We start from the raw sequence: 19641 nt of genomic DNA, 5'->3' as shown, positions 1-19641 counted from the left end.
GGCGATCTGATTACCGCCAGCGAGGAGTGGTGGGATCGCCACGAAACCATCGAAAGCTGGTTCGAAGACAGCGATGCTGCCCATGCCGTTCTCGATAAGGCGCGTAGCGCGAAATCCGCAGAGACGGCGCTTTGGAAATGGCTGGAGACCCGACGCGATTGGTGGGCGCGTATTCTGGCACGGTCTGCGGATGTGCTGGAGACTGCCCTCCACCCGGATGCGGCAGGCTTTGCCGCCTGTGCCATGGCCTTGCTGGAAGGTCGCAGTTTGAAGACGATCCCGGTGATGCTTGATGTGCACGAACAGACGATTGAAGCTTGGGTCCGAGATGATCCAGACTTCGACCCAGGCTTGACGTTTGAAGAGCTCGCGCAGGAGGCTCCCACCCCCGAAATGAAGGGCGAAGTCGCAGCCCTGCTGCGGGGCACCGAGCTTTCGGTGAACTGGCTTGACGGCTATATGACCGGCGTTGTGATCGCGCCGCAGATGATCATGCCAAACCAATGGCTGCCTGCAGTTCTGGAGCCGGTCTTGCCAAGGATCAACCCGTCGCAATTCCAGCGTTTCATGGACCTTCTCATGATGCGCGCTCAGACGGTCTCGGATGTTGCCTCTGTCCCTGACCAACTCGTTGCCGCAATATCTTCTCGCTCGAAGAAGGGGCAGGTGGAATGGTGGAGCGGGTTTTCGGAAGCCATGGGGAAGTTTCGAACGGCTTGGCCCAAGAAGGGCATGACCAAGGAGGACAGGCGGCTCTTCGAGGTTGTGAGCGCTGGCTTGGCAAGCACGGATTTGGCTGATTTTGCGGCGCTGGTCGCACTCCGACAGGAGCGCAATATACGCTAGCGGGACGACTTCGAATGTCGAAAAGGGGCGGGAAGAAGCCTGACGGCAGCGCGGCAAGGTAGGTCCAGCGAAACCGAAAAGCAGTCACTCAAGCAGCACGCGGCGCGGTGAGCGCGAGCGCTGCTTTTCCTGTGGATTGGCAAATTGTCAACACTGCCTTCGGGCACAACTATGCCGCCAATTCGTATTGCAGAACGCGGTTGCCAATGGACTGAACTGAATCGAGCGCAAGCAGGCGCAATTCTTCTTGATCGGCCTGCTGTTCAAGGTCTTCCAGCGCCTCGCTGATGTTGGCTTGCTGTTGGTCAGAAACTTGCGGGTCATCCTTTGGCGGGCGATGCAGGATCATCTCATGTGCTCTAGCCAAGATGCTGTGCGGCTCCCGATCGCGCTCAACCTTGAGGTCCCATAGACGCCGTTTGATCAGATGCACCGAGTTCGTGATGGCGCCAGCTTTTAGTGTCCCGAAATTGGCGACCAGCCTAGGTCCCGCGAAATCAATGACGACGCGGTGGCTTCCACCCTTGGAACGCCGGGCGCGCGCTTCTCTGATGTCGGTACTGAAATACTCCCCGAAGCCTTCGCGTTTGGATTTGACGAAATCGCATACCAAGAAGGGGAGTCGGTCTCCTGCCCGTTGGCTCTCGGCATCACCTACCGCCAACGTCGTCAAGGACTGCACATCGTGGCTGGTGCGAGGTGAATACAAAGACGAAAGCGCAGCCATCCAGCTTTGGGTCAAGGCCTCTAAGCTAGCTCCTTCTGACTCCCGACACCTTCCAATTGTAACACCGGAAACCGGAGGGTCAGGAGAGAACAGCGCCTCAGTCGACCGTTCCGCCAGGTCCTCAAGCAAGCACATGCCAGCCAAGGTGATTGCATTGACGATGGTAGGCGCGTTTTCGCCATAGAAGCATGTTATCTTTTCATGGCAGTTCGCAAGTTCGACGTGAAATCCATTGGCATTCGCTGCAGCAACACCGATAACAAATCTCTCATCAGATCCTGAAATTGGCTCAAGCAGGATCGGTGCCCAATGAGCGCGGACGCTCTCTTTCAGTGAAGGGAAGCGGCTGGTGTCCAGTCGAAGGGTCATAACATCACCGGCACATTAAGCGCCTTGCTGGCATGGAAAGTGACCTGAGCGCTGCGCTGCGTCAGGAACTGCTTTAGGGCGTCAACATAATCCATCGGCATCAGATCCACCACGCGGCTGGACTTAGTAGGTTCCTCGGCATCAAACCCCGCCAGCGCAGCCTCGACAGCTTGCGCTTCTGTGCGTCGGGTATCCTTTTGATCAGTACTCAGGAAAGGAGTCATCCACTCGGACAGCCGACTGGCAAACTCTTTGGCGGGGTCGAGATCGGATGGTCCCCAAGTCGGTCCAGTGAAGCAATGGCCGTGATCAATCAGCCATGTATCCCCGACGCTGCCGAAAAGAAGATTGCCGCAATGGCGGTCAATGTTGGCAATCCAAGCGTCGAATGCATAGAGTTTGCCTAAGTCTGGCCATTTCGAGATTTGGTCGATGATGGCACGTTTACCTATCGGTGTTGACGCGCGAAGCCGAAATGTGACGTTCGGTACCTTCACATCGGTGCTGACGAAAACCAAACGGGAACCATCAGGCAGTGCAGGTGCCTTGTTCACGCTCAGTATGTCGGGACGGACCAACCCAAGGAAACTGTCGGGGATGGGCAGGCCAAGCCGACGGGCCAGGCAAAAGGCGAGTAGCTCGTTGCAGAGCTGGATCAGATCGAGATCCTTGATTATTGCCTGCCTGATCTCTCCGCCATGAAGTAAAACCTGCCCACGATACGTCTCGTTGACGTTGCCTTCCGTGAAGCCTGCCGCCCCAAGCAACACTGTTGCGAAGTTGATTTCCGCCATGCCGTTCCTGCGCGATAGGTTGATCTTGTCACTAAGTATGCAGGTAAACCGCTTAAACCCGAGGCGGGCAACTAAAAACGGATCAAGGCGACTTTGGCCTATCCGCCTGCGACATTGCTGCGGTGCTTGCGGAGGCAGTCTAAACCGCTTTGAGGAAAATAGGTCGCGGCGCGGCTAGCGTTTTAATCACATGGATGAGAACAAAGACTTGGTGGGTCTGTGTAAAGGATTCAGCAACGCATTCATGGCGGTCGCCGTTGCGGTCCAGCAGGACAAGAGATTTTTGGCCGGATGACCTTTGGCCGCTGATCGGTATCAGCGCGCCGATATCGTCATCAGGCGTGTAGACAGGCTTCCAGTCGTGAGCGCCGAAAATTGTCGTGAAACTATCAGATTGAACGGGACGTCTTAGGGTGGCGCGGAAGCCATCGCCCTCAACGAATTCGGGCATGTTCAACACCACGACTGCGCAGGCGCGATGATTTTTGGATACGTACTGTCGCACGCACGCATAAATCGACGCGTCGAACTTCTTCGATAGCTTGACCGGCGTCCAGATGCTGAACTTTTCCCCTTCGGCTATGTCGCGAAAACTGTCGAGTTGGAACAGGACTTCGGCAGCGAAGACGTTGGCTTCGCGATCGAAAAGCTCAGCCGCATCGGGGTCCAGAGCATTGTCACAGTCCTCGACCAAAGCGTACATCGGACGTTGCCAGGGCATGAAGCCGTGTCCAGACTCGTGTAGTCGCACGAAGCGCTTCTTCACCGCCATCATTGTTTGATCCAAGAATAGCAGACCGGCACTGGCGTGGAACAGGCCCATCACTTTGCCCACAGCGCGCTTGAGGGCACCGCCCGCCTGCTCAGCGCTGGACCGAAGCTTGTCGATGAAGCTGGGGTTAAGGACGTCTTCCTTGACCTCTTCAACCTTCGCAACAGTCATGATCGCCTCAACTGGCGTCGGGAAAACTCCGAGCGCGCCAGCTTCTCGCAGCGCGCGCTCGGCCTCGGCGCGAACGCGGGCGAGCTGCCTTGGGGTTAAGCTACAGTCGTCCGGTCGCCGCATAATCAGCCCTTCTTGGTACGTAGGTATGCGAGGTAGTCCAAGAGGGCGGTTTCCTCATCGGCCGTTAGATTATCGACCGCGAACGTTGCGGCCCGCCCATGCTTGACGTCAGCAGGACGTTGGGCCGACGGCACGATGTAGCCCGCTCGCTCCATCAGCGTCTCGTAAGGGACCGCCAAGACGGTCGAGAGGGTGTATAGGATGTGCGGAGAGGGTTTGGTGATTTTTCCGCTCTCCAATTGGCTCAAGTAGGCATTCGAAATCTCCTTGCCGGTCGCCTCCTCGACATCGCGTTGCGACATCTGAAGATCGGTACGGGCCTTCTTGATGATCTGGCCGAGGTTGGTTGGCCTGGCGGCTTGATCAGTTTCATCATCGGTCATGCAGGCTCCTCCGCGAACCGGACACGGAGTCCGGCCTATAGAATATCGGCTACCTCGATAAGTTCGTCAAGCGAGCAAAGTTAATGCTTGACATACTTAGCACGCATTCTCATCTTAGCGACATCGGCGATTGGCCGGAGAAGCTGGAGTACGAAATGACTGAGTTGAGTGAAGAAGCCGCGGATCGCGGCAAGCGTCGCCGCATCGAGGTTGCGGATGAGACCCTGACCTACCGAAACGTGCTGATCGACGACCTGACGCCGACTGGCGCCCAGCTCGCCGCTGCAGCTGGCTTCAAGCCGAAGCAACACGCCGTTGTGCTGCAGGTGCTTGCGAACGGCGAACTTGAGGACATACGCCCGAGCGAAACCGTGGACCTGAAACGAGCCGATGGCCAGTTCGTGATCGTCGAGACTGATCGCGACTACTTCATCACGATCGACGGTCAGCGCTTCCAGTGGCCGTGCCGCATTGTCTCGGGCGCTATCGTTCGCAAGCTCGGCAAGCTGCCTGCTGGCGTCGCGGTGTACCTCGAGCAGGTTGATGAACCTGATCGTGAGATCGGTGATCAGGACCTAGTTGATCTGGACGGGCGCGGAGTCGAGGCCTTCGTAGGCCGGAAGCCGTCCTGGAAGCTCAACATTCAGGGTGTGATCATCGTGTCCGACACGCCGACCATCGTCGTGAGCGACGCGATGATCAAGGCCGGCTTCGATGTCGCCCAGAGCTGGCACATGTTCCTGAAGGTGGCGGGTCAGGCGAAGCGCGAAGTCGTGTTGACCGATGTTGTCGATCTGCGCACCCCTGGCATCGAGAAGATCCGCCTGACGCCGAAGGAAGTTAACAACGGTGAGGCACCTCCGGCGTCTCGCCGGGACTTTGACGTGCTGGGGGTGGATGAAGCCTATCTCGATTGCACCGGCTTTAAGTGGGAGACGGTGAATGACGGGGGGAGGCGTTGGCTGGTCATCCACCACTATCCCGTTCCGGCCGGCTTCAGCGTTACTCAGACGCGCCTCGCCCTTGAGATCCCGCCGACTTACCCGGCCGCCCAGATCGATATGTTTTACACCTATCCGGCGCTTGCACTCGTGTCGGGTCGAGCGATCGACTGTACTCACATTCCGGCGACGATTATGGGCGTGCCCTACAATGGCTGGTCGCGCCATCGTGGGCCGGGTTCGGAGTGGAATCCTGCGTCCGACAATATCATCACGCATATGGCGCTCGTCGAATCGGCGCTCGGCAAGGAAGTCGGGGAATGATGCCGAACTGGACGCTCAGCTTCGCCGGAGCGACGCTTGATTGCGTCCGCCGGCATCTCTTCCCTGGCGATGGCTGTGAGGCCGCGGCAATCCTTGTCTGCGCCCGCGTGCCAGGCCCTCGACAGCGCCTATTGGTCCGAAAGGCAGTCCTCGTGCCCTATGAGGACTGCGCGCTGCGTGAACCCAACCGCATTGTTTGGCCTGGTCTCTGGATCGAAGAGGCGATCGACCTGGCCGAATCGGAGAATCTGTCTCTCATTTTGATCCACTCCCATCCCGGCGGCCTGTTCGACTTCTCCAGAGCCGACGACCAAAGCGACGCTCGGGTGATCCCTGGCCTGTTTGAGGCCCTCGGCTCGTTTCACGGTTCCGCCATCATGATCCCGGATGGGCGGGTGCGCGGGCGCCTGTACGCTCAGGACGGAACGTGTTGGCCAATTAATCTTGTGTCAGTGATCGGTGATGACATCGACCTGATCTGGGCTAGCGAGCATCCACCGTCCAGAGTCACTGATCGGCCCGTCGCATTCACAAGCGGTATGACCCGCGAGCTGGGGCGCCTGCGTGCTGTCGTGATCGGAGTCTCGGGCACTGGCTCGATCATAGGTGAGCAAGCCGCCCGATTGGGCTTCGGCAGAGTTGACCTGATTGACTTCGACCGCATCGAACCCCACAACTTGAATCGTATTTTGAACGCTACCCAGGCTGATGCCGCGGAACGCCGGCTCAAGGTCGAAATGTTCGCTTCTGCAGTCGCCAGTCATCGCGGCGAAGGTGTCGCGACTGCCATACCGGCATCCATCACTAGCCGGGAAGCGGTGCTGGCGGCCAGCCAGGCTGATGTACTATTTTGCTGCGTTGATACGCTTGAGGCTCGCCAAATGGCAGACTTCATCGCTCAAGCGTTCCTGCTTCCTCTCTTCGACATGGGTGTGGTGATCCCGCTCCGCAAAGCTGCACGAGGAATGGCGATTGCAGATGTATGCGGTCGGGTGGATTATGTTCAGCCGGGCGGTTCCACGCTGCTGGATCGCGAAGTGTACTCACCCGCCAGTTTGCGCGCGGAGTACCTACGCCTTACGGCTCCCGGCGCCCACCAACACGAACTCGTAGCTGGATATATCAAAGGCATGATTGAAGAGGCCCCCTCAGTGATCACGCTCAATATGCGAGTCGCTACGGCAGCGATGAATGAGTTCATTGCGCGAGCTTACCCTTTCCGCCTAGACCCCAACGGGAATTATGCCCGCACGGAGTTCAGCTTGGCAGCGGGTGAAGAAGAGTTCACTGCGGAAGAAGCATTTCCCAAGTCCAATCTTGGCCTCTTCGCGCGTGGTAATCTGGAGCCGCTGCTTGGCCTTCCAATACTTAAACCGCGGAGGGCGGATTGATGATGGACATTCGGAAGTGGTGGCGCGACGTTTGGGCACAGTTCGGACCTGGGCGGCGAATGATCGTGATTGAAGGGGACAGTCTGCCTCAATCCATGCCACGTCGTGATCTCGTGCTGGCGCGCGAAGACGGTGAGGACTGGTGTGTAGGCATGCGCTGCCCCTGTGGTTGCGGAGACATCATCGAACTCCTAGTCATCGCTGAGGCCAAGCCTCGCTGGGACGTTAGAGCTGATCGAGAGAACAGACCGACATTGTCTCCCTCCGTGTGGCGCAAGACTGGTTGCCGGTCACACTTTTGGGTGCGGCGGGGTCGGGTTCATTGGTGCGATTAACTTCGTCCCCAAAGCCAGCTCTCATTGGGGTGCAGACGCCGCGGACGAATTTCTGCGCCACACGTTGAAAGACCGCTTCCGGGAACGCCGCCGCGCAGCAGTCGAACATGTCGAATGTCGGCAAAGGGCCGGTGGCTTCGTCAACCCAACCGAAGCTCAAGCGCGAGCCGCTTCCTTTTCCAGCAACCCTCGCAGCAGTGCCAACCGATCACCGCTAAATTCACCCTCCCTGAGGGTCAGCTCCTGCATTGCCCTAACAAAAAACTGGCGGAAATCCCTGCGCTCCTCGCACCAGGCAAGTAACTTCACCCCTTGGGGCGGATGCACGAGGGCCAGGGGCAGGACCGTGCGCGTTGTCTCTTGTCCGGAAAGGTCGGTGTATTCGAAGGCCACCGGCTGGCTGGCACGGATCGCCCCGTGGAGTGCGGAAAGATCGGCTGCCGCTGCCGCAGGCAGATCTCCGTGCCAATAGGCGGCGGGACGTACGTCCAACAACTGGTAGATTTGACCGAGAAGGGCGGCTTCAGGATCGGTTTCCGCCAGTCGGGCAAGCGTTGCTTCGGCAGCTTTTGCGGCCACCGGATCACCACGATGGCTTGCCAAGGCGAGACCCCTGAGGGCCGCGTCACGCAGTTCGAGATCCAAAGCAGACGCTGGTTGGGCTGCCACGCTGGTCGCTGCACTTTGCCCAAAACCGATAGCGGCGGCAAATCCAGCAAGCCGGGTGCCGAGCGCGCGGCGCGTCAGGGACAAGGGCGTGGGGCGACCGGGTCGCATGGCAAATCCTCGTGGGCATTGGAAAAGACTGCCTTCTTCGCACGGCAGGGGTCGTTTGGTCCAGTATTTTCACGTAGAACCATCGCCTCCGAACCTGGAAAATGCCCGCATTCACAAGGCTGACGGCCTGTTCAAGTACGCGAATTGTTCCGGAGTCGATCCCCGGATGGCACTAAAGTTCCAAGCCTGCGAGGTTGTTGGAGAACTTGCTCATCTTTGAGACCGCGATTGTGATGGGTGGTCTCAAGGCTGCGAGATCAATCTCGGGCTCAGCGATGGCTTCGGCCTGTGTCACCTTGACGAGCACCTTAGTATCGACTGCAGCTAGCTCGGCCTCTGGCGCGATTTCTTCCCTCGCCAAAATCTCGGCCGCCAGTTTCGGCTCTGGTTCAACCGGGACTTCCGCCTTCGCCTTCTCCGGCCGCACAAAATCAACCACCATCCTTTCGGCTAAGCGCCGTTCCAACGCCTCCATCCGTTGGGTCAGCACCTGCACGTCCGCAACTTCCTTTGGCGGATAGGGCAGGGCACCCTTTTGGGCATCGAACAGCTTCTTGAACGTCGGGTCCTGGAAGTAGACGATCCTATGGACCAAGAGCGGGTTCTGCCGTTCCGGGATGAGGATCGCTTGATCCAGGTTCAGCCGCCGCACCTCGTCGGGCGTCAGGAGGGGACGCTCTTCCATGCGCCGACTGACTGACCGCCGCTGCATGAAATCCCGATCCCGCGAAACACTATCCGACACCGAAAGCTTGGTGGTCTTGCCCAAAGCGTCTGAGATTTCCCCCGCCGTTTTCTTGTCGTTGGCGGCAAGGTAAAGCTTCATTCCAGCTGCGGACTCGAGCGAAAGCCGGACATTCTCGCCATAGATGTTGTCGAGGCCGGGGATCGACTGGGTGATGATCGACACCCGCGCACCGTGACCGGCGAGCTGTTTCAGGGCCTGCTCGACGATGGGCATGGGCCCGAGCTGGTCAAATTCATCCAGCATGACCATTACGGGCCAGGGCTCTGATTTCGGGTCGGGGAGGGTGGAGCGCATGGTGGCGATCAACTCACCAAAGAACAGCCGTACCAAAGGTGACAAAGTGCGGATGTCATCGGCGTTGACCACGACATAGATCGACATCGGCCGTTTGCGCAGATCGGCAAAGGAGAAGTCATTGCCGGAGGTTGCGCGATCTACTGCCGGGTTGTTCCACAGCGTCATGCCCGCGCCACCAAGGACTGAGGCGTGGGAGGACAGCGTCCGATCAGAATAGCCTGCGAATTTGCGGAAGGTCTGGGCCGCGTTGGTATGTTTCACCTCCTCGGAATGCTCGCCGTAAACTTCCTGAGTAGCGCCGCGCCCAAAGAGGATGCGGCTGATCTCGCCGATCGTGGGTTTGCCCCGCTCGATGGCCAGAAGCCCTGCGGCCACGAAGAGTTCGCGTCCCTCGGTCAGGAAGTCGCCGGCCGTCCCCTTGTCCGAAACCGTCAAGAAATAGTCAGAAATTTTGGCCAGTTCGGTGTAGCGCTGTTCCAAATTGGCAATGCGGGCGACGCGCTCGAGCGGGTTGTAGCGATGGGTTGGATGTTCAAAATCGAAGGGCGAGAAGCGATAGACCGCATCACCTTCGGCCTGTCGGTGCCGGGAAGTGGCCTCGAAAATCTCGCCCTTCACGTCGAGGACAACGATGCTGCCATTGAAGAGAAGGGTATTCGGGATGACATAGCCCACACCCTTACCAGCGCGGGTGGGTGCCACGACGAGGCAATGCGGGAATTTCTGGAAGGTGGCGCTGACATATGGCGCGGTCTTTGAAGGCGCGCCCAACTTGCCGAAGACCATCCCCGCGCCCAAAGGCTGCAGGAGGCCATTTGCCTTCATCTCCGCGCGCGCCTGGAATTTGGCCTGCCCGTATTCGGTGAGCTGCTGGCGGAAGGTCAGGGCGACGGCGGCAATCGTGAAGAGCACTGTCGATGCGCCGACGATCTGCCAAGGCAGGACCCATGGCACGGAGGTCAGCCGTGCAAAACCAGGGAACTCGGCGATTAGGACAAAGATGCCAGTTGCGTTCGGATCGCGCCCCAAGATCAGGTTTAGGACGAGACCCCCGGCGATGAGACCAACCAGCAGGCCGGACGTGAGACCAAGGGGAAGGAGATATGCAATGCGTTGCATGATCAAAACTCCCGGTCTTGATTGCGATCATGAGCATGTGCCCGCGCGTGTTCCGGCGGTCGCGACGCCGCTTGCGCCACCATTCTGCGTTCCGCCGCTTCCGCTTCATGCGCGCTGAGGCCAAGTGAGGGATGTTCCTTCGCCGCCGAGACGACGGCCACTGCCATAGCCGCCCGAGCGGCTGGGTCCGGCACATCCTTGGCCAGTGCCTCGGCCCGGCCCGCGGCGATATCCTTCAGAACTGACGCCCCGTAGCGTTCCTTCATCTCTTCCGCGAAATCCCGTGCTTGATTTTCGTTGCGGAAGGCGACCGAGCCTTGGTTGGCATGGACGCGTGCCAGCGACCCCAATGCCTCGATTAGCGGATCAGGACTGCGCTCCAATGCGCGATTGTGCGCTGAGTGGATGAGTTCAGCAGCCCGTTCATAAAACTGGTCCACCCGTTCCGCCGCAGAACTGCGACCATGGGAACTGCCGAGATCAAAGCCGTGGCGCTTCGCGACGTCGGCGATATCGGATTTCACCCAAGATTCCTCCTCGCGGGCGTTGGCGGCCCCGGTCTCCAGACGCTTCCGGAGTTTTTCGGCGTCGATCCCTGCAGCGCTTGCGGTCAAGCTAAGCATGCTCTGAAATAATTTGGCACTGCCCGTTTGGAACTCGGTCTCTGCGCCACCAACCACCAGCGTGGTCGCGGTGATGGCGGTGTTGTAAAGGGTCGAACGCGGCTCGGTTTCGCGCTCTGTCTGCCCCCGATCCAGTCGAAAGGCCGCCGTCGCTTCTTTGGCGATGCCCTGCATTTCGGCTCGCAGGTCGTCTTGTCGGTCAGGCGGCAATCGGTCGATCTGCGCGGTTGATTGCGCCACCCAGGCCGAGATTGCCCGCGCCGGGTCGGAAGCAAAATCGCTCCGCTGCCTTTCTTCATCGACATGGGCCGCCATCACCGGACTTTGCGCCAGATGCTTGGCCAAGGCTTCACTGAGCGGACCCTCATCGGGGAACTTCGCCAAAACCTCAGCACTGCCATCCCGGGCATAAGAAGTGACGGCCAAAAGCTCATCGGGCAGAAATCCGGCGGAGCCTTCGCCGTCGACAAAGCGACCGGTGCCGAGCGTGGTTTCAGCATCGGCGATATGCCCGGCCACCACCTTGCGAAATGCCGGGTCCGCGACGAGGCGCTCCGCCAGATCGCGGGTGTTTTCATTGTCCCGGCCAAGGGTCAGCACAAGCTGCGCCTCGTCGCCCGCATAGATGGCGGTCTCGGGGCGGGCGAACTCGGGCTGTGGCCGATGCTCAAGGACAAGACCTTCCGGCCCGCGGTCGGGTTCCTCCACCAACTCGCGGTCAATTTCGGCCGCGCGCTTTACAGCAAGCTCAAGCCCTTCCTCACCACCTTCATAGAAATCATAGGCATGGCGCAGGGCTTCACGGGAATTAGGGAAGGTGCGCTCCGAGACTTTAAGATCAATCTCCCCTCCTGGCAGATTTGCCTCATAGCCTGTGTGAATGCCCCGATCAGTTGCCGCCGCCACGGGCCGAAGCTCTACATTTGCATCGGTCGTGACCCAGTCGCCGGTGGCGATGACGGGCGGTTTTTCGGCAAGGGCATCCTGATACGCGGCCAACTCTCGATCCGCCACTTCTCCACTGGCTTGCACCGCCGCGCGCAATGTCGGCCCGGGTGGGACCGCGTCATTGTGGTCAGTCCAAAGCGCCACTGCCTTTTCAGGCGCGCGGCGCGCGAAGGCCTCGAGATCATCCCGCAGCCCCGTATCGAGCCGCTCGGTCACGGCCGGACCATCTTTGCCCCGCTCAACTTTGCCCAACCGCTCCGTCAGCGAGGCCTCCATCGCATTGAGGAACCCGGCGCGAAACTCCGCATCGGGTGCATGTGAATCCGGCAGGCTCTTGAAATACCGCGTTTCGCCGGTCTCATGGGTGCCATGAAGCTCTGTTCGTGCCATAGTGCGGGCGGTGTTACCATCAATGTGTGCAACCGAGGGCCGTTCGGCCGGATCCGCGCGAAAGAAAGCTTCGCCCGCCAGACGGGGATCGTCGAATTCTTGCGCCGCCCCTGAAAGGGTCAGCCGGACCGAGAAGTATTCCTTGGGTCGGTCGGTGGCAGAGCGCTCCGCATCGCTGCGCTCAGTTCCCGCGCGCGCCGCGCTTGTATTGATTTTGTTTTCCATGGGTTACCTACGGGCAAAAGAGCCGGAAATGGGGAAGGCGCGCGCGCTGCGGCGGTTTCAGTCGTCGAGGCCAGGGAAATACATCTCCATGATCCCGCGCTGATCGCCGAGACGGCCCATCTGCAGGATCACGTCGATCGAGGTCTGAAGATACCGGATCACCTCGCCGAAGCTGAGCTTGGTGCCCTGCGCCATCACGAGAAGCGCTAACCGGTCCATTGCTTTGCGGGCCGAATGGGCATGCAGCGTGGTGAAGGACCCCGAATGGCCTGTGTTGATCGCGTCCAGAAACGTCGCTGCCTCGGCCCCGCGCAATTCACCGAGGATGATGCGGTCTGGCCGCAGCCGGAGGGTGGCCTGCAAAAGCTTGTCGGCCGAGCGGGGTGAGCCTTCATCGCGCTGCGCGATGAGACTGACAGTATTGGGCTGGCCGGGAAGGAGTTCGAGGGAATCCTCTATCGTAACAATCCGCTCATCTGAGGCGACCATTTCCAGAAGCTTGCGGCCCAGCTCGGTCTTGCCGGTCGAGGTCCCGCCCGAGACGATGACGTTTAGCCGCTCGGACACCAGCTTGCCCAAGAAGGCCTCAACATCCGCCCCTTCCGATCCGGCGCGAATCTTAGCGACCATCGCGCGGCGCTCCTCTTCCAGGGAGTTTTCTTGGCCGCGCAGGAAGCTGAATGATTTGGCCGTCCGCCGAATATCCCCCCGGGATCGAAACACTCGAATGCCAATCACCGTGCCGCCCGAGACGGCGGGGGTGCCCACCACCTGACAACGCAACATCAGATCGCGATACCGCACCGCCGCCGAGACCAGCGGCGCCGTTTCCGTGAAGGTGTTCGATGTCGAGTTGGCAATCTGGGAGGCCAGATCGCGCACCGCCCTTGCGGGCAGGGCGGCAAGGCCGCTTGGGGTCATGTGGATTTGCCCCGCGCGCTCCAGCCAGATCGATCCATCGGCGTTGATAGCGAGTTCCATGACCGCTGGGTCTGACAGGGCGGCATCGAGCTGCCCAAGATAGGTGTCGAGATAGCTCATCAGTAGAACGCCAGATCCGCATCGACACGTATCATCACCACCGCGCCTTGGTTGACGCTGATCGTCGGCGGGATGCTGAGATAGTCGGCCATCACGGTGTTGACTGCCTCGCCGAGATCGGTGCCGACATTTTCGGCGGTGTCAGAGGCCACTTCATTGGCCGCATATTTGTCGGCTGCCAGTGTTGGCACGGCACCGATCAGTGAAATCAGAGCGGCCGTGCCAAAACGCTGGAGGAAGTGGTTCCGTACAGTACCGGGCAAGCCCGCGCGCCCGATGCGATCCGTGCCAAAGGCAGCAAGTGTGACGGACTGCCCGTCGGTGGTGACCAGCCGATCCCAGGCGATAAGCACACGCCGCTGACCAGCATCGACCTCGGAATCGTATCGCCCGAACAGCCGCGAGCCGCGCGGGATGAGCACTTGGGACATATCAAACGACCAGACATCATGACTGACGATAGCTGAGACATTGCCGGCCAGATCCGTGCTGATCGCGGTCTCAAGCGCGGCCTCGATCAAAGTGCCTTGCATGACAGTATGGGCCGGATCGGCGATGACCTCTGCTTGCCGGACTTCGGCCGCTTTGGCCCCGGCCCTGCGAAACGCATCATCGCCGGTGGCCGCCTGTCCCGGCGCACCCGGGGCAGGGGCCGCGGTGCCAGCCTCACCGCCCATGTCCATGCTGGAGCGCAGGGCCACCATGTCGGAATGAATCTGCGCCTCATTCAGCATTTCGGCCTCTTGCCTGCGCCGGGCCAATTCTTCTTCCCGGGCGCGCGCGGCTTCAGCCTCAGAGTCCCCATCGATCAGCAGCTTGGTCTCAAGTTCGGTCTGAAGCCGGATGTTCTCGCGCTCAAGATCGGACAGCGCTGCCGCACGCGCCTTTGCATCGGCATCAAGGGCAGCGACCTGCGCTTTCAGGTCTGCGAGTGCCGCCTCATCGGTGACGGTCACCGGATTGGCCTTCAGATCGGCGATCTGGGCATTGAGCGCCTCGATCTCTGCCTGCAAGCGCTCCGCCTCAGAGGTATCCGGCGCTGCCGGGACGATTTGCGGCTTTGGCCGTGAAACGCTGAAGCCATCGGTTCCTGTCCCGTCGCCTTGGAAATCGCTGACTGAGGCCGTCTCGATGGCGGGTGCCGGGGCAGGGGCGTCGGGTGCGGCAAGGACCAGCCAGGCCCCGACGCCGACACCGGCAACGGCTGTGACGGCGGAAAGCGCGTAGGGGTTTATGCCACGGCGGCGCTTCGGGGCCTCAGACGGCCTCATGCGCTCCATGCGGGCGGTGAGTTTCTCGGCCTGGGTCTCGTCAGTCATTGGCTGACCCCCGCCTCAGCGGTCACGCAAACATACTCCTCGCCATAGCGCAGCACCCAACGCTCAGAGCGGGTGCTGACGGTGATGGTGGTGCCGCGGACGGAGGAATTGACCGAGTATTCCTGCCCCTTGGCATCTGCCCGGAAAATCGTCGGCATCGGCGCACCGGGCGGGATGACAAATGTGGTCTTTCGCCCGTCATCCGAAATTGACACCGGCGCAAAGCCGGGCTGGGCGCGGCCCTTTTTCATTATCTTGTAGCTCATGGGCAGGGAGGGGGGGATCTCGCTTCCGGCGGCCGCTGCACGCGTGCTGCCCGGCACGGTGAACTTCACCGAATAGTTCGGCTCTCCACGGCCGCCTTCGGTCACCTGCAGAAAGTAAATGTTGCGCTGCGTCTCGACCGTCAGGTTGGTCATGGCCCCGGCGACCACGGGTTTGATGATTAAGAGGTTCGCACGTTCCAGTTTGTCGATCTTGAAGCTTTCCAGATCGCCGATGGCAATCGACTGGATTTGCTCGCCGCTCCCAAGTTCGACGAGGGTCACGTTTCTAAGGCGCGTGTTGATCCGGTAGACCTGACCTTCCTGATAGGTGGCATAGGTCACACGAGCATCATGGCTGCCGGGCCTGGGCGCGATTTCGGCCAAGGCGGGCAGAGCGGCGAGGCTGGCAAAAAGACCCAGCATAAGAAATGAAGAACGGGGGATCATGTCAGCCCTCCTGCGGGGTCAAGGTTTCAGCGGTGATGCGGTAGTCCGTCACCAGAAACCCGGTCGGGTTCTGCCAGACGAGATCGAGCGCGGTTTGTTTGGAGGGCTCGAAGCGATAGGTGACTGTGGCGGTAAACTTGCCGATCCGGTCAGGCACACCCTCGCCATCGGAAACCCAGGTCTTGGTGAAACGCACCTGGGCGGTGGTATCCGTCACCGGGGTGATCGACAGGACGTCGATGACCACTTTCGAGTTCTGGCCGTAAAGCTTGGGCGGATAGTTGGCGTTGCCTTCCGTCCAGAGGCTGACCAGCCCTTGGCGGGCATTGCCTTCGGACTAGGTATAGGCGCGCAGAATGCGGGACTCATTGTCGTGCTGGTCATAGGTTTCGCGGTCGGTGACATAGGCAAAGAGCAGGCTCTGCCGGATGGCCTCGGCCTGTTCGATCCCGGCCTTTTCGACCGCAACCACACGTTCAGCGACGCCGGTGTCCTTGTCGACGATGGCGAGGAAGGCCTCCGTCTGTTTCAGGGGCAAGAGGGTCACAACGGCGATCATCCCCATCAAGCCGATGGCCAGCCCGCCACCGGCCACGGCATAGGCGATGCGCTCGCGCTTTTTGACGCCGTAGAACATCTCAGCCTCGAGAAAACTTCTCAATTCAGGGGGCGATCCTGTCATTTTCTTGCTCCGGAAATAGGAAATTGCGCGGTCGGCAGTCGTGCGGCGTGGGCCAGCTCGTCAGCGTCAACTGTCGCGGATGAATTGACCCAAACGCGCCCTTGCGGCCTGGCCGCGCTCGGCATCGGACCGTGCCTGATCGCGCAGATGGTGGTGTTCAGTCTTTCCGTGCATGAAGCCCGAGCGCACTTCGTTCATGCGCCGCGCCGAATAGTCGGAAGCCTTTTCCAGCGGCTTACCCGCAACGCGCAGCGCTTGCGGCGCAAAGCTCGCGAGGCTGATCTGGCCGGTGATATGTGTTACGGCATTCGGGATCGCCATGAGGGCAAATATGCCGACGAAAACGATGACGAAGAAACCAAGAATCGAGCCGAGGTCGGTGACGTCCTCGGTTTCCCGAAACACATCGTGCGCCACGGTTACCACGGCCACGATGACTCCAGCCGACGCCACTGGGTACATCAGGTAGCCGATCATGGCCGAGAGCCAGGCCTCGAACATGCCCTTGGTCTTCTCGAAGATCGTAGCGCCGATGGCAATCGGGGCAACCCCGAGCAAAAAGGCGATCATCAGCTTCGAGAAGCCAACGATGAAGACATAGACCGCCATCAACACGCCAAGCACGACATAAAGGACTGCAGCCACGAAGCCGCGCATGATGGACGACATCGCCGAAGACACGGAATCCACATTTCCGGCCATCATGTTCGCCATGTCATCCATGGCTGCTGTGGCGGATGCACCGACACCGCCGCCCCCGAGCCGGAAGTATTCCAAAGCAAGGGCGCTCAGCCCATTGCTGGCGGCGTCGTAAATCTGGGTGAAGTTCGACCAGGTCAGGCCAAACATCAGGACCATAACGATGCGGAACGACAGTTGCACTGCGTCGCGCATGGAAATCCGGTAGACATTCAAGGCCGCGTTGATCCCGACCATGACCAAGAGGAGGGCGAGCAGGGTTGTGTAGATCGGCCCAACAGCACCGGCAGTTGCCTCAAAATACTGCCGCCCGGCGGAGGTGATCGCCGTGTCCAGCGTCGTCAGGATGGTCGAGACACTGTCCATCAGAAACTGCCGCCGCACATCGTTTCGGCGACCGCGATCAGTTTCTTGGCCTCTGTGGAAATCGCTTCAGTCTGTAGCCAGGTCAGACGCTCGACGTTGTGGTATTCGCGCAGAGCAGCCGCCACCGCATCGACCTCGTCCCAATCAGCCACTTTGCCGGCGCAGCCGCAGTCCTTCGTTGCGATGACATTGCGCGCACGCACAAAGCTATAGATGTCGCGCAAAGCTCGCGCTTCGGGGCCGGACCGCGCCAGCTCATAGCCCGCAGGCCAGAAGGCCTGACAGTTCCGAAACTCCTCGTTCACTGCTCCCGGGATAGGCTGGACATCGTCGGGTAGCTCGATTTTCGGCAGAATGCTGAGAAACGCTTCTTCCTCAGCGATATCTGCCGGGGCAGGGGTTGTCTCAGCCACTACCGCCCCGGAAATCAGAGGCATCACCGCCAATGCTGCACCAAGCGCACGTCCAAGATTGATGGTTTGCATCGTCATTCTCCCCCAAGGACCTTGATGAACTTCTGTTCTTCGGCGGCTGTGGCGGCATCCATGACGCCGGCCTCGCCCATGCCCATCAGCTGAGCGGATTCCATGTTCCAGATATTGGCCAGCGCGATTGACAGTTCTGCCGTCACGCGGGTGTTGAGGTCGATGGCCTCTTTCAGCCCTTCGGTGTCTGGAATTTCCTGAACGAGCTCGTGGACCCGCTCGAGGCTTTCAGAAGCCTTGACCGAGGATGTTTCTGCGGCTGCCGAGAGAAAAGCAGCCGTGTTTGCTTGCGTGCCGATCCGAGCCGCCCCTTCGTCTTCGCTGTTCGCAAGTGTGTCGACGGTGGCCACATCAAGACCCGCCGAGGCGAAGAACTCTGAGACATATTGCGCGGCGGGCTTGTCGCCGACCTTGCCCGAGGTCGTCATCAGAGAGTACTTGCCATCTTTCGCGGAAATCAGGCCGCCTGTGAGGTCGGCAACGTCGGGCAAGATGTCGTCAAAGAACGTGTCCGGGTCTGGAATGCCCAAAGCCTCCAGCGTGAGCCCGTTTCGCAAGGCGTCCAGCTGCGCCTTCAGCGTTGCGATCTGTTCGATCTGCTTCAGGATCTGCTCATCGAGCTTCAGGTTTGAGGCGATCATCTCCTTCACCTGCAGCTTGGCCTCGGTCAGCACCTCGCCGATCTTGGCAATGCTGGTGAGGTCAATCGTCGGCACGCCTTGCGCGAAGACGGGGGCAGGGGAGAACAAGGCTGCTGAGATCAGAAAAGGGCCAAGACCCCGGACGAGATTGCGGATCATTCGGAACCACCCTTCACTTTGATAAATGTTGCGTCGATGGCATAGGCCTGCAGCCAGAGGGCGTAGCGGGCCTGATCGACCTTTACGCGCGCTGCCTTGACCCGCTCGACCATCAGCCCGATCCGGACGGCTTCCGCCCGGGCATCGCTGTTGAGGTCCAGCGCCTCTTTGGTCGACTTGGTCGTGGGGATGCGCTCGATGATGGACCGAAGGCGCTTCAGCGAAGCCTCGATTTCGATGCTGGCATGCATGCCGTAGTGCAGTCCCGCGTCGGATGTGTTGCTCGCCTCAGCGATCGCCATGTCGCGCGGATCAAAAGTGCCAACCTGATCGACGCCAGTGATCTTGCCCGCATAGGCATTGAAGAACCCTGTGATGCGGACGACGTAATTCTGCGTCTCCTCAAAGGGCGGGATGCCACCGTATTTGGTGACATTGCCGGGGCCGGCGTTGTAGGCCGCCAAGGCCAGCGGCACCGAGCCAAACTTGTTGAGCTGGGTCAGGAAGTACCGCGCGCCACCATCAAGCTGCAGCATCGGATCATCATAGTAGGCGGGGTAGATGCCAAGATCCTTTGCCGTGTCCGGCATGACCTGCGTCAGGCCAAAGGCCCCAACCGGGCTGCGTGCCCCGATGGAAAACCCGGATTCCTGCTTCACGAGGCTTTGAAACCAGATGCGGAACTCCACCGGGTTCAGCCCGGCGCGGGCAAGGCCCGGGTGTCCGGAATACTTCTGCGCGGTGGCGACAATCATCTCTTCGATGCTGGTCTTAGCATCGCCAAACAGCCGATCGGCGTAGGGGTTGTTGTCCTCCACGGCATAAAGGACTTCGGCCTCGGCCCCGGGGATCATTTCGAGATCGCCAATCCACGGTGTCTTGCCCGTCATCATCGCCAGCGTGGCGTCGAGCGCGTCGAGCTGTTCCTGATGCAACTCGTCGATACGGCGTTTCTTGTCGGCCTCAAGTTCGCGCGCGCCGGTCAGATAGGACATCTGCGCGATTTCCAGCCCATGCTGGATGATCGACTTCGGGTCGACAATCGGCACGCCCTGCGCCGACGCAGGCCAAGGCAGGACGGCCACGCCCAAAGCCAAGGCCCCGAACAGGCCAAGAGGTTTATTCGCAGGGAATGACATCAAGGCTCGACGTGTTGCCGCGAGAGACAAGCCCCGCATCCGGGCTTGCGCCCTTAGTGGAAGTGGTCATAGTGGATCCTGCGGTGGCCCAGCA

At 60.1% G+C, this 19641-nt stretch carries 18 protein-coding genes and 1 pseudogene; 4 read left to right on the top strand and 15 right to left on the bottom strand.

The genetic code is table 11. The features are described from left to right. On the top strand, positions 1–846 hold an 846-nt coding region (locus Q8K08_RS00595), incomplete at its 5' end, for a UPF0149 family protein (RefSeq protein WP_305248855.1). Positions 847–1015: 169 nt separating this feature from the next. Here Q8K08_RS00595 and Q8K08_RS00590 read toward each other — a convergent pair. The 4 genes from Q8K08_RS00590 to Q8K08_RS00575 all read right to left on the bottom strand — a co-directional run bounded on the left by Q8K08_RS00590 (position 1016) and on the right by Q8K08_RS00575 (position 4185). Then, positions 1016–1942, bottom strand: a complete 927-nt coding sequence (locus Q8K08_RS00590; protein ID WP_305248853.1) for a hypothetical protein — start codon at positions 1940–1942, stop codon at positions 1016–1018. Beyond that, positions 1939–2736 carry a HipA family kinase gene (locus tag Q8K08_RS00585; protein ID WP_305248852.1) on the bottom strand — a complete coding sequence of 266 codons (798 nt, stop codon included), beginning with the start codon at positions 2734–2736 and terminating at the stop codon, positions 1939–1941. The genes Q8K08_RS00590 and Q8K08_RS00585 overlap by 4 nt, the downstream gene beginning before the upstream one ends. 139 nt (positions 2737–2875) lie before the next feature. Then, complete coding sequence (locus Q8K08_RS00580; RefSeq protein WP_305248851.1) at positions 2876–3802, bottom strand: ImmA/IrrE family metallo-endopeptidase; 927 nt, start codon at positions 3800–3802, stop codon at positions 2876–2878. A gap of 2 nt (positions 3803–3804) precedes the next feature. Continuing rightward, positions 3805–4185: a helix-turn-helix domain-containing protein gene (locus tag Q8K08_RS00575; RefSeq protein ID WP_305248850.1), complete on the bottom strand. Its 381-nt coding sequence runs from the start codon at positions 4183–4185 to the stop codon at positions 3805–3807. A 155-nt stretch (positions 4186–4340) separates the two neighbouring features. Between Q8K08_RS00575 and Q8K08_RS00570 the strand changes: the two genes are divergently transcribed. From Q8K08_RS00570 to Q8K08_RS21880, 3 genes are read left to right on the top strand one after another with little or no spacing between them, the layout of a single operon-like run. Beyond that, entirely contained in the window at positions 4341–5450 is a 1110-nt protein-coding gene (locus tag Q8K08_RS00570; protein ID WP_305248849.1) for a multiubiquitin domain-containing protein, read from the top strand. Next, a complete protein-coding gene (locus tag Q8K08_RS00565) occupies positions 5447–6841 on the top strand; it encodes a ThiF family adenylyltransferase (RefSeq protein ID WP_305248848.1) in 1395 nt (464 codons plus the stop codon). The genes Q8K08_RS00570 and Q8K08_RS00565 overlap by 4 nt, the downstream gene beginning before the upstream one ends. Next, entirely contained in the window at positions 6841–7176 is a 336-nt protein-coding gene (locus Q8K08_RS21880) for a DUF6527 family protein (protein ID WP_370870471.1), read from the top strand. The genes Q8K08_RS00565 and Q8K08_RS21880 overlap by 1 nt, the downstream gene beginning before the upstream one ends. 156 nt (positions 7177–7332) lie before the next feature. On the opposite strand, the gene Q8K08_RS00560 is transcribed toward Q8K08_RS21880, so the two are convergent. The 11 genes and pseudogenes from Q8K08_RS00560 to Q8K08_RS00510 all read right to left on the bottom strand — a co-directional run bounded on the left by Q8K08_RS00560 (position 7333) and on the right by Q8K08_RS00510 (position 19547). Beyond that, complete coding sequence (locus Q8K08_RS00560) at positions 7333–7929, bottom strand: WYL domain-containing protein (protein ID WP_305248847.1); 597 nt, start codon at positions 7927–7929, stop codon at positions 7333–7335. 196 nt (positions 7930–8125) lie between these two features. Beyond that, positions 8126–10117: a type IV secretory system conjugative DNA transfer family protein gene (locus Q8K08_RS00555; protein ID WP_305248846.1), complete on the bottom strand. Its 1992-nt coding sequence runs from the start codon at positions 10115–10117 to the stop codon at positions 8126–8128. 2 nt (positions 10118–10119) lie between these two features. Beyond that, positions 10120–12303, bottom strand: a complete 2184-nt coding sequence (locus tag Q8K08_RS00550; RefSeq protein ID WP_305248845.1) for a hypothetical protein — start codon at positions 12301–12303, stop codon at positions 10120–10122. Between the two features lie 57 nt (positions 12304–12360). Next, the gene (locus Q8K08_RS00545) at positions 12361–13344 is read right to left on the bottom strand and encodes an ATPase, T2SS/T4P/T4SS family (protein ID WP_305248844.1); all 984 of its coding nucleotides are present in this window, start codon (positions 13342–13344) and stop codon (positions 12361–12363) included. Then, a complete protein-coding gene (locus Q8K08_RS00540) occupies positions 13344–14663 on the bottom strand; it encodes a TrbI/VirB10 family protein (protein ID WP_305248843.1) in 1320 nt (439 codons plus the stop codon). Before Q8K08_RS00540 ends, Q8K08_RS00545 begins: the two co-directional genes overlap by 1 nt. After that, complete coding sequence (locus Q8K08_RS00535; RefSeq protein WP_305248842.1) at positions 14660–15376, bottom strand: TrbG/VirB9 family P-type conjugative transfer protein; 717 nt, start codon at positions 15374–15376, stop codon at positions 14660–14662. The genes Q8K08_RS00540 and Q8K08_RS00535 overlap by 4 nt, the downstream gene beginning before the upstream one ends. A gap of 1 nt (position 15377) precedes the next feature. Next, positions 15378–16013, bottom strand: a pseudogene (locus Q8K08_RS00530) (virB8 family protein). A gap of 111 nt (positions 16014–16124) precedes the next feature. Then, positions 16125–16994, bottom strand: a complete 870-nt coding sequence (locus Q8K08_RS00525) for a type IV secretion system protein (RefSeq protein WP_370870469.1) — start codon at positions 16992–16994, stop codon at positions 16125–16127. A 128-nt stretch (positions 16995–17122) separates the two neighbouring features. Next, entirely contained in the window at positions 17123–17608 is a 486-nt protein-coding gene (locus Q8K08_RS00520; protein WP_305248840.1) for a hypothetical protein, read from the bottom strand. 2 nt (positions 17609–17610) lie between these two features. Beyond that, positions 17611–18357, bottom strand: a complete 747-nt coding sequence (locus Q8K08_RS00515) for a type IV secretion system protein (RefSeq protein WP_305248839.1) — start codon at positions 18355–18357, stop codon at positions 17611–17613. Positions 18358–18404: 47 nt separating this feature from the next. After that, positions 18405–19547, bottom strand: coding sequence for a lytic transglycosylase domain-containing protein (locus Q8K08_RS00510; protein ID WP_305248838.1), 1143 nt, complete (start codon positions 19545–19547; stop codon positions 18405–18407). Positions 19548–19641: the final 94 nt, after the last annotated feature.

Source organism: Pseudotabrizicola sp. (assembly GCF_030684215.1).
Taxonomy (GTDB): domain Bacteria; phylum Pseudomonadota; class Alphaproteobacteria; order Rhodobacterales; family Rhodobacteraceae; genus Pseudotabrizicola.
Note: the sequence above shows the minus strand (reverse complement) of the source record. Positions and strands in the feature narration are given on the sequence as shown.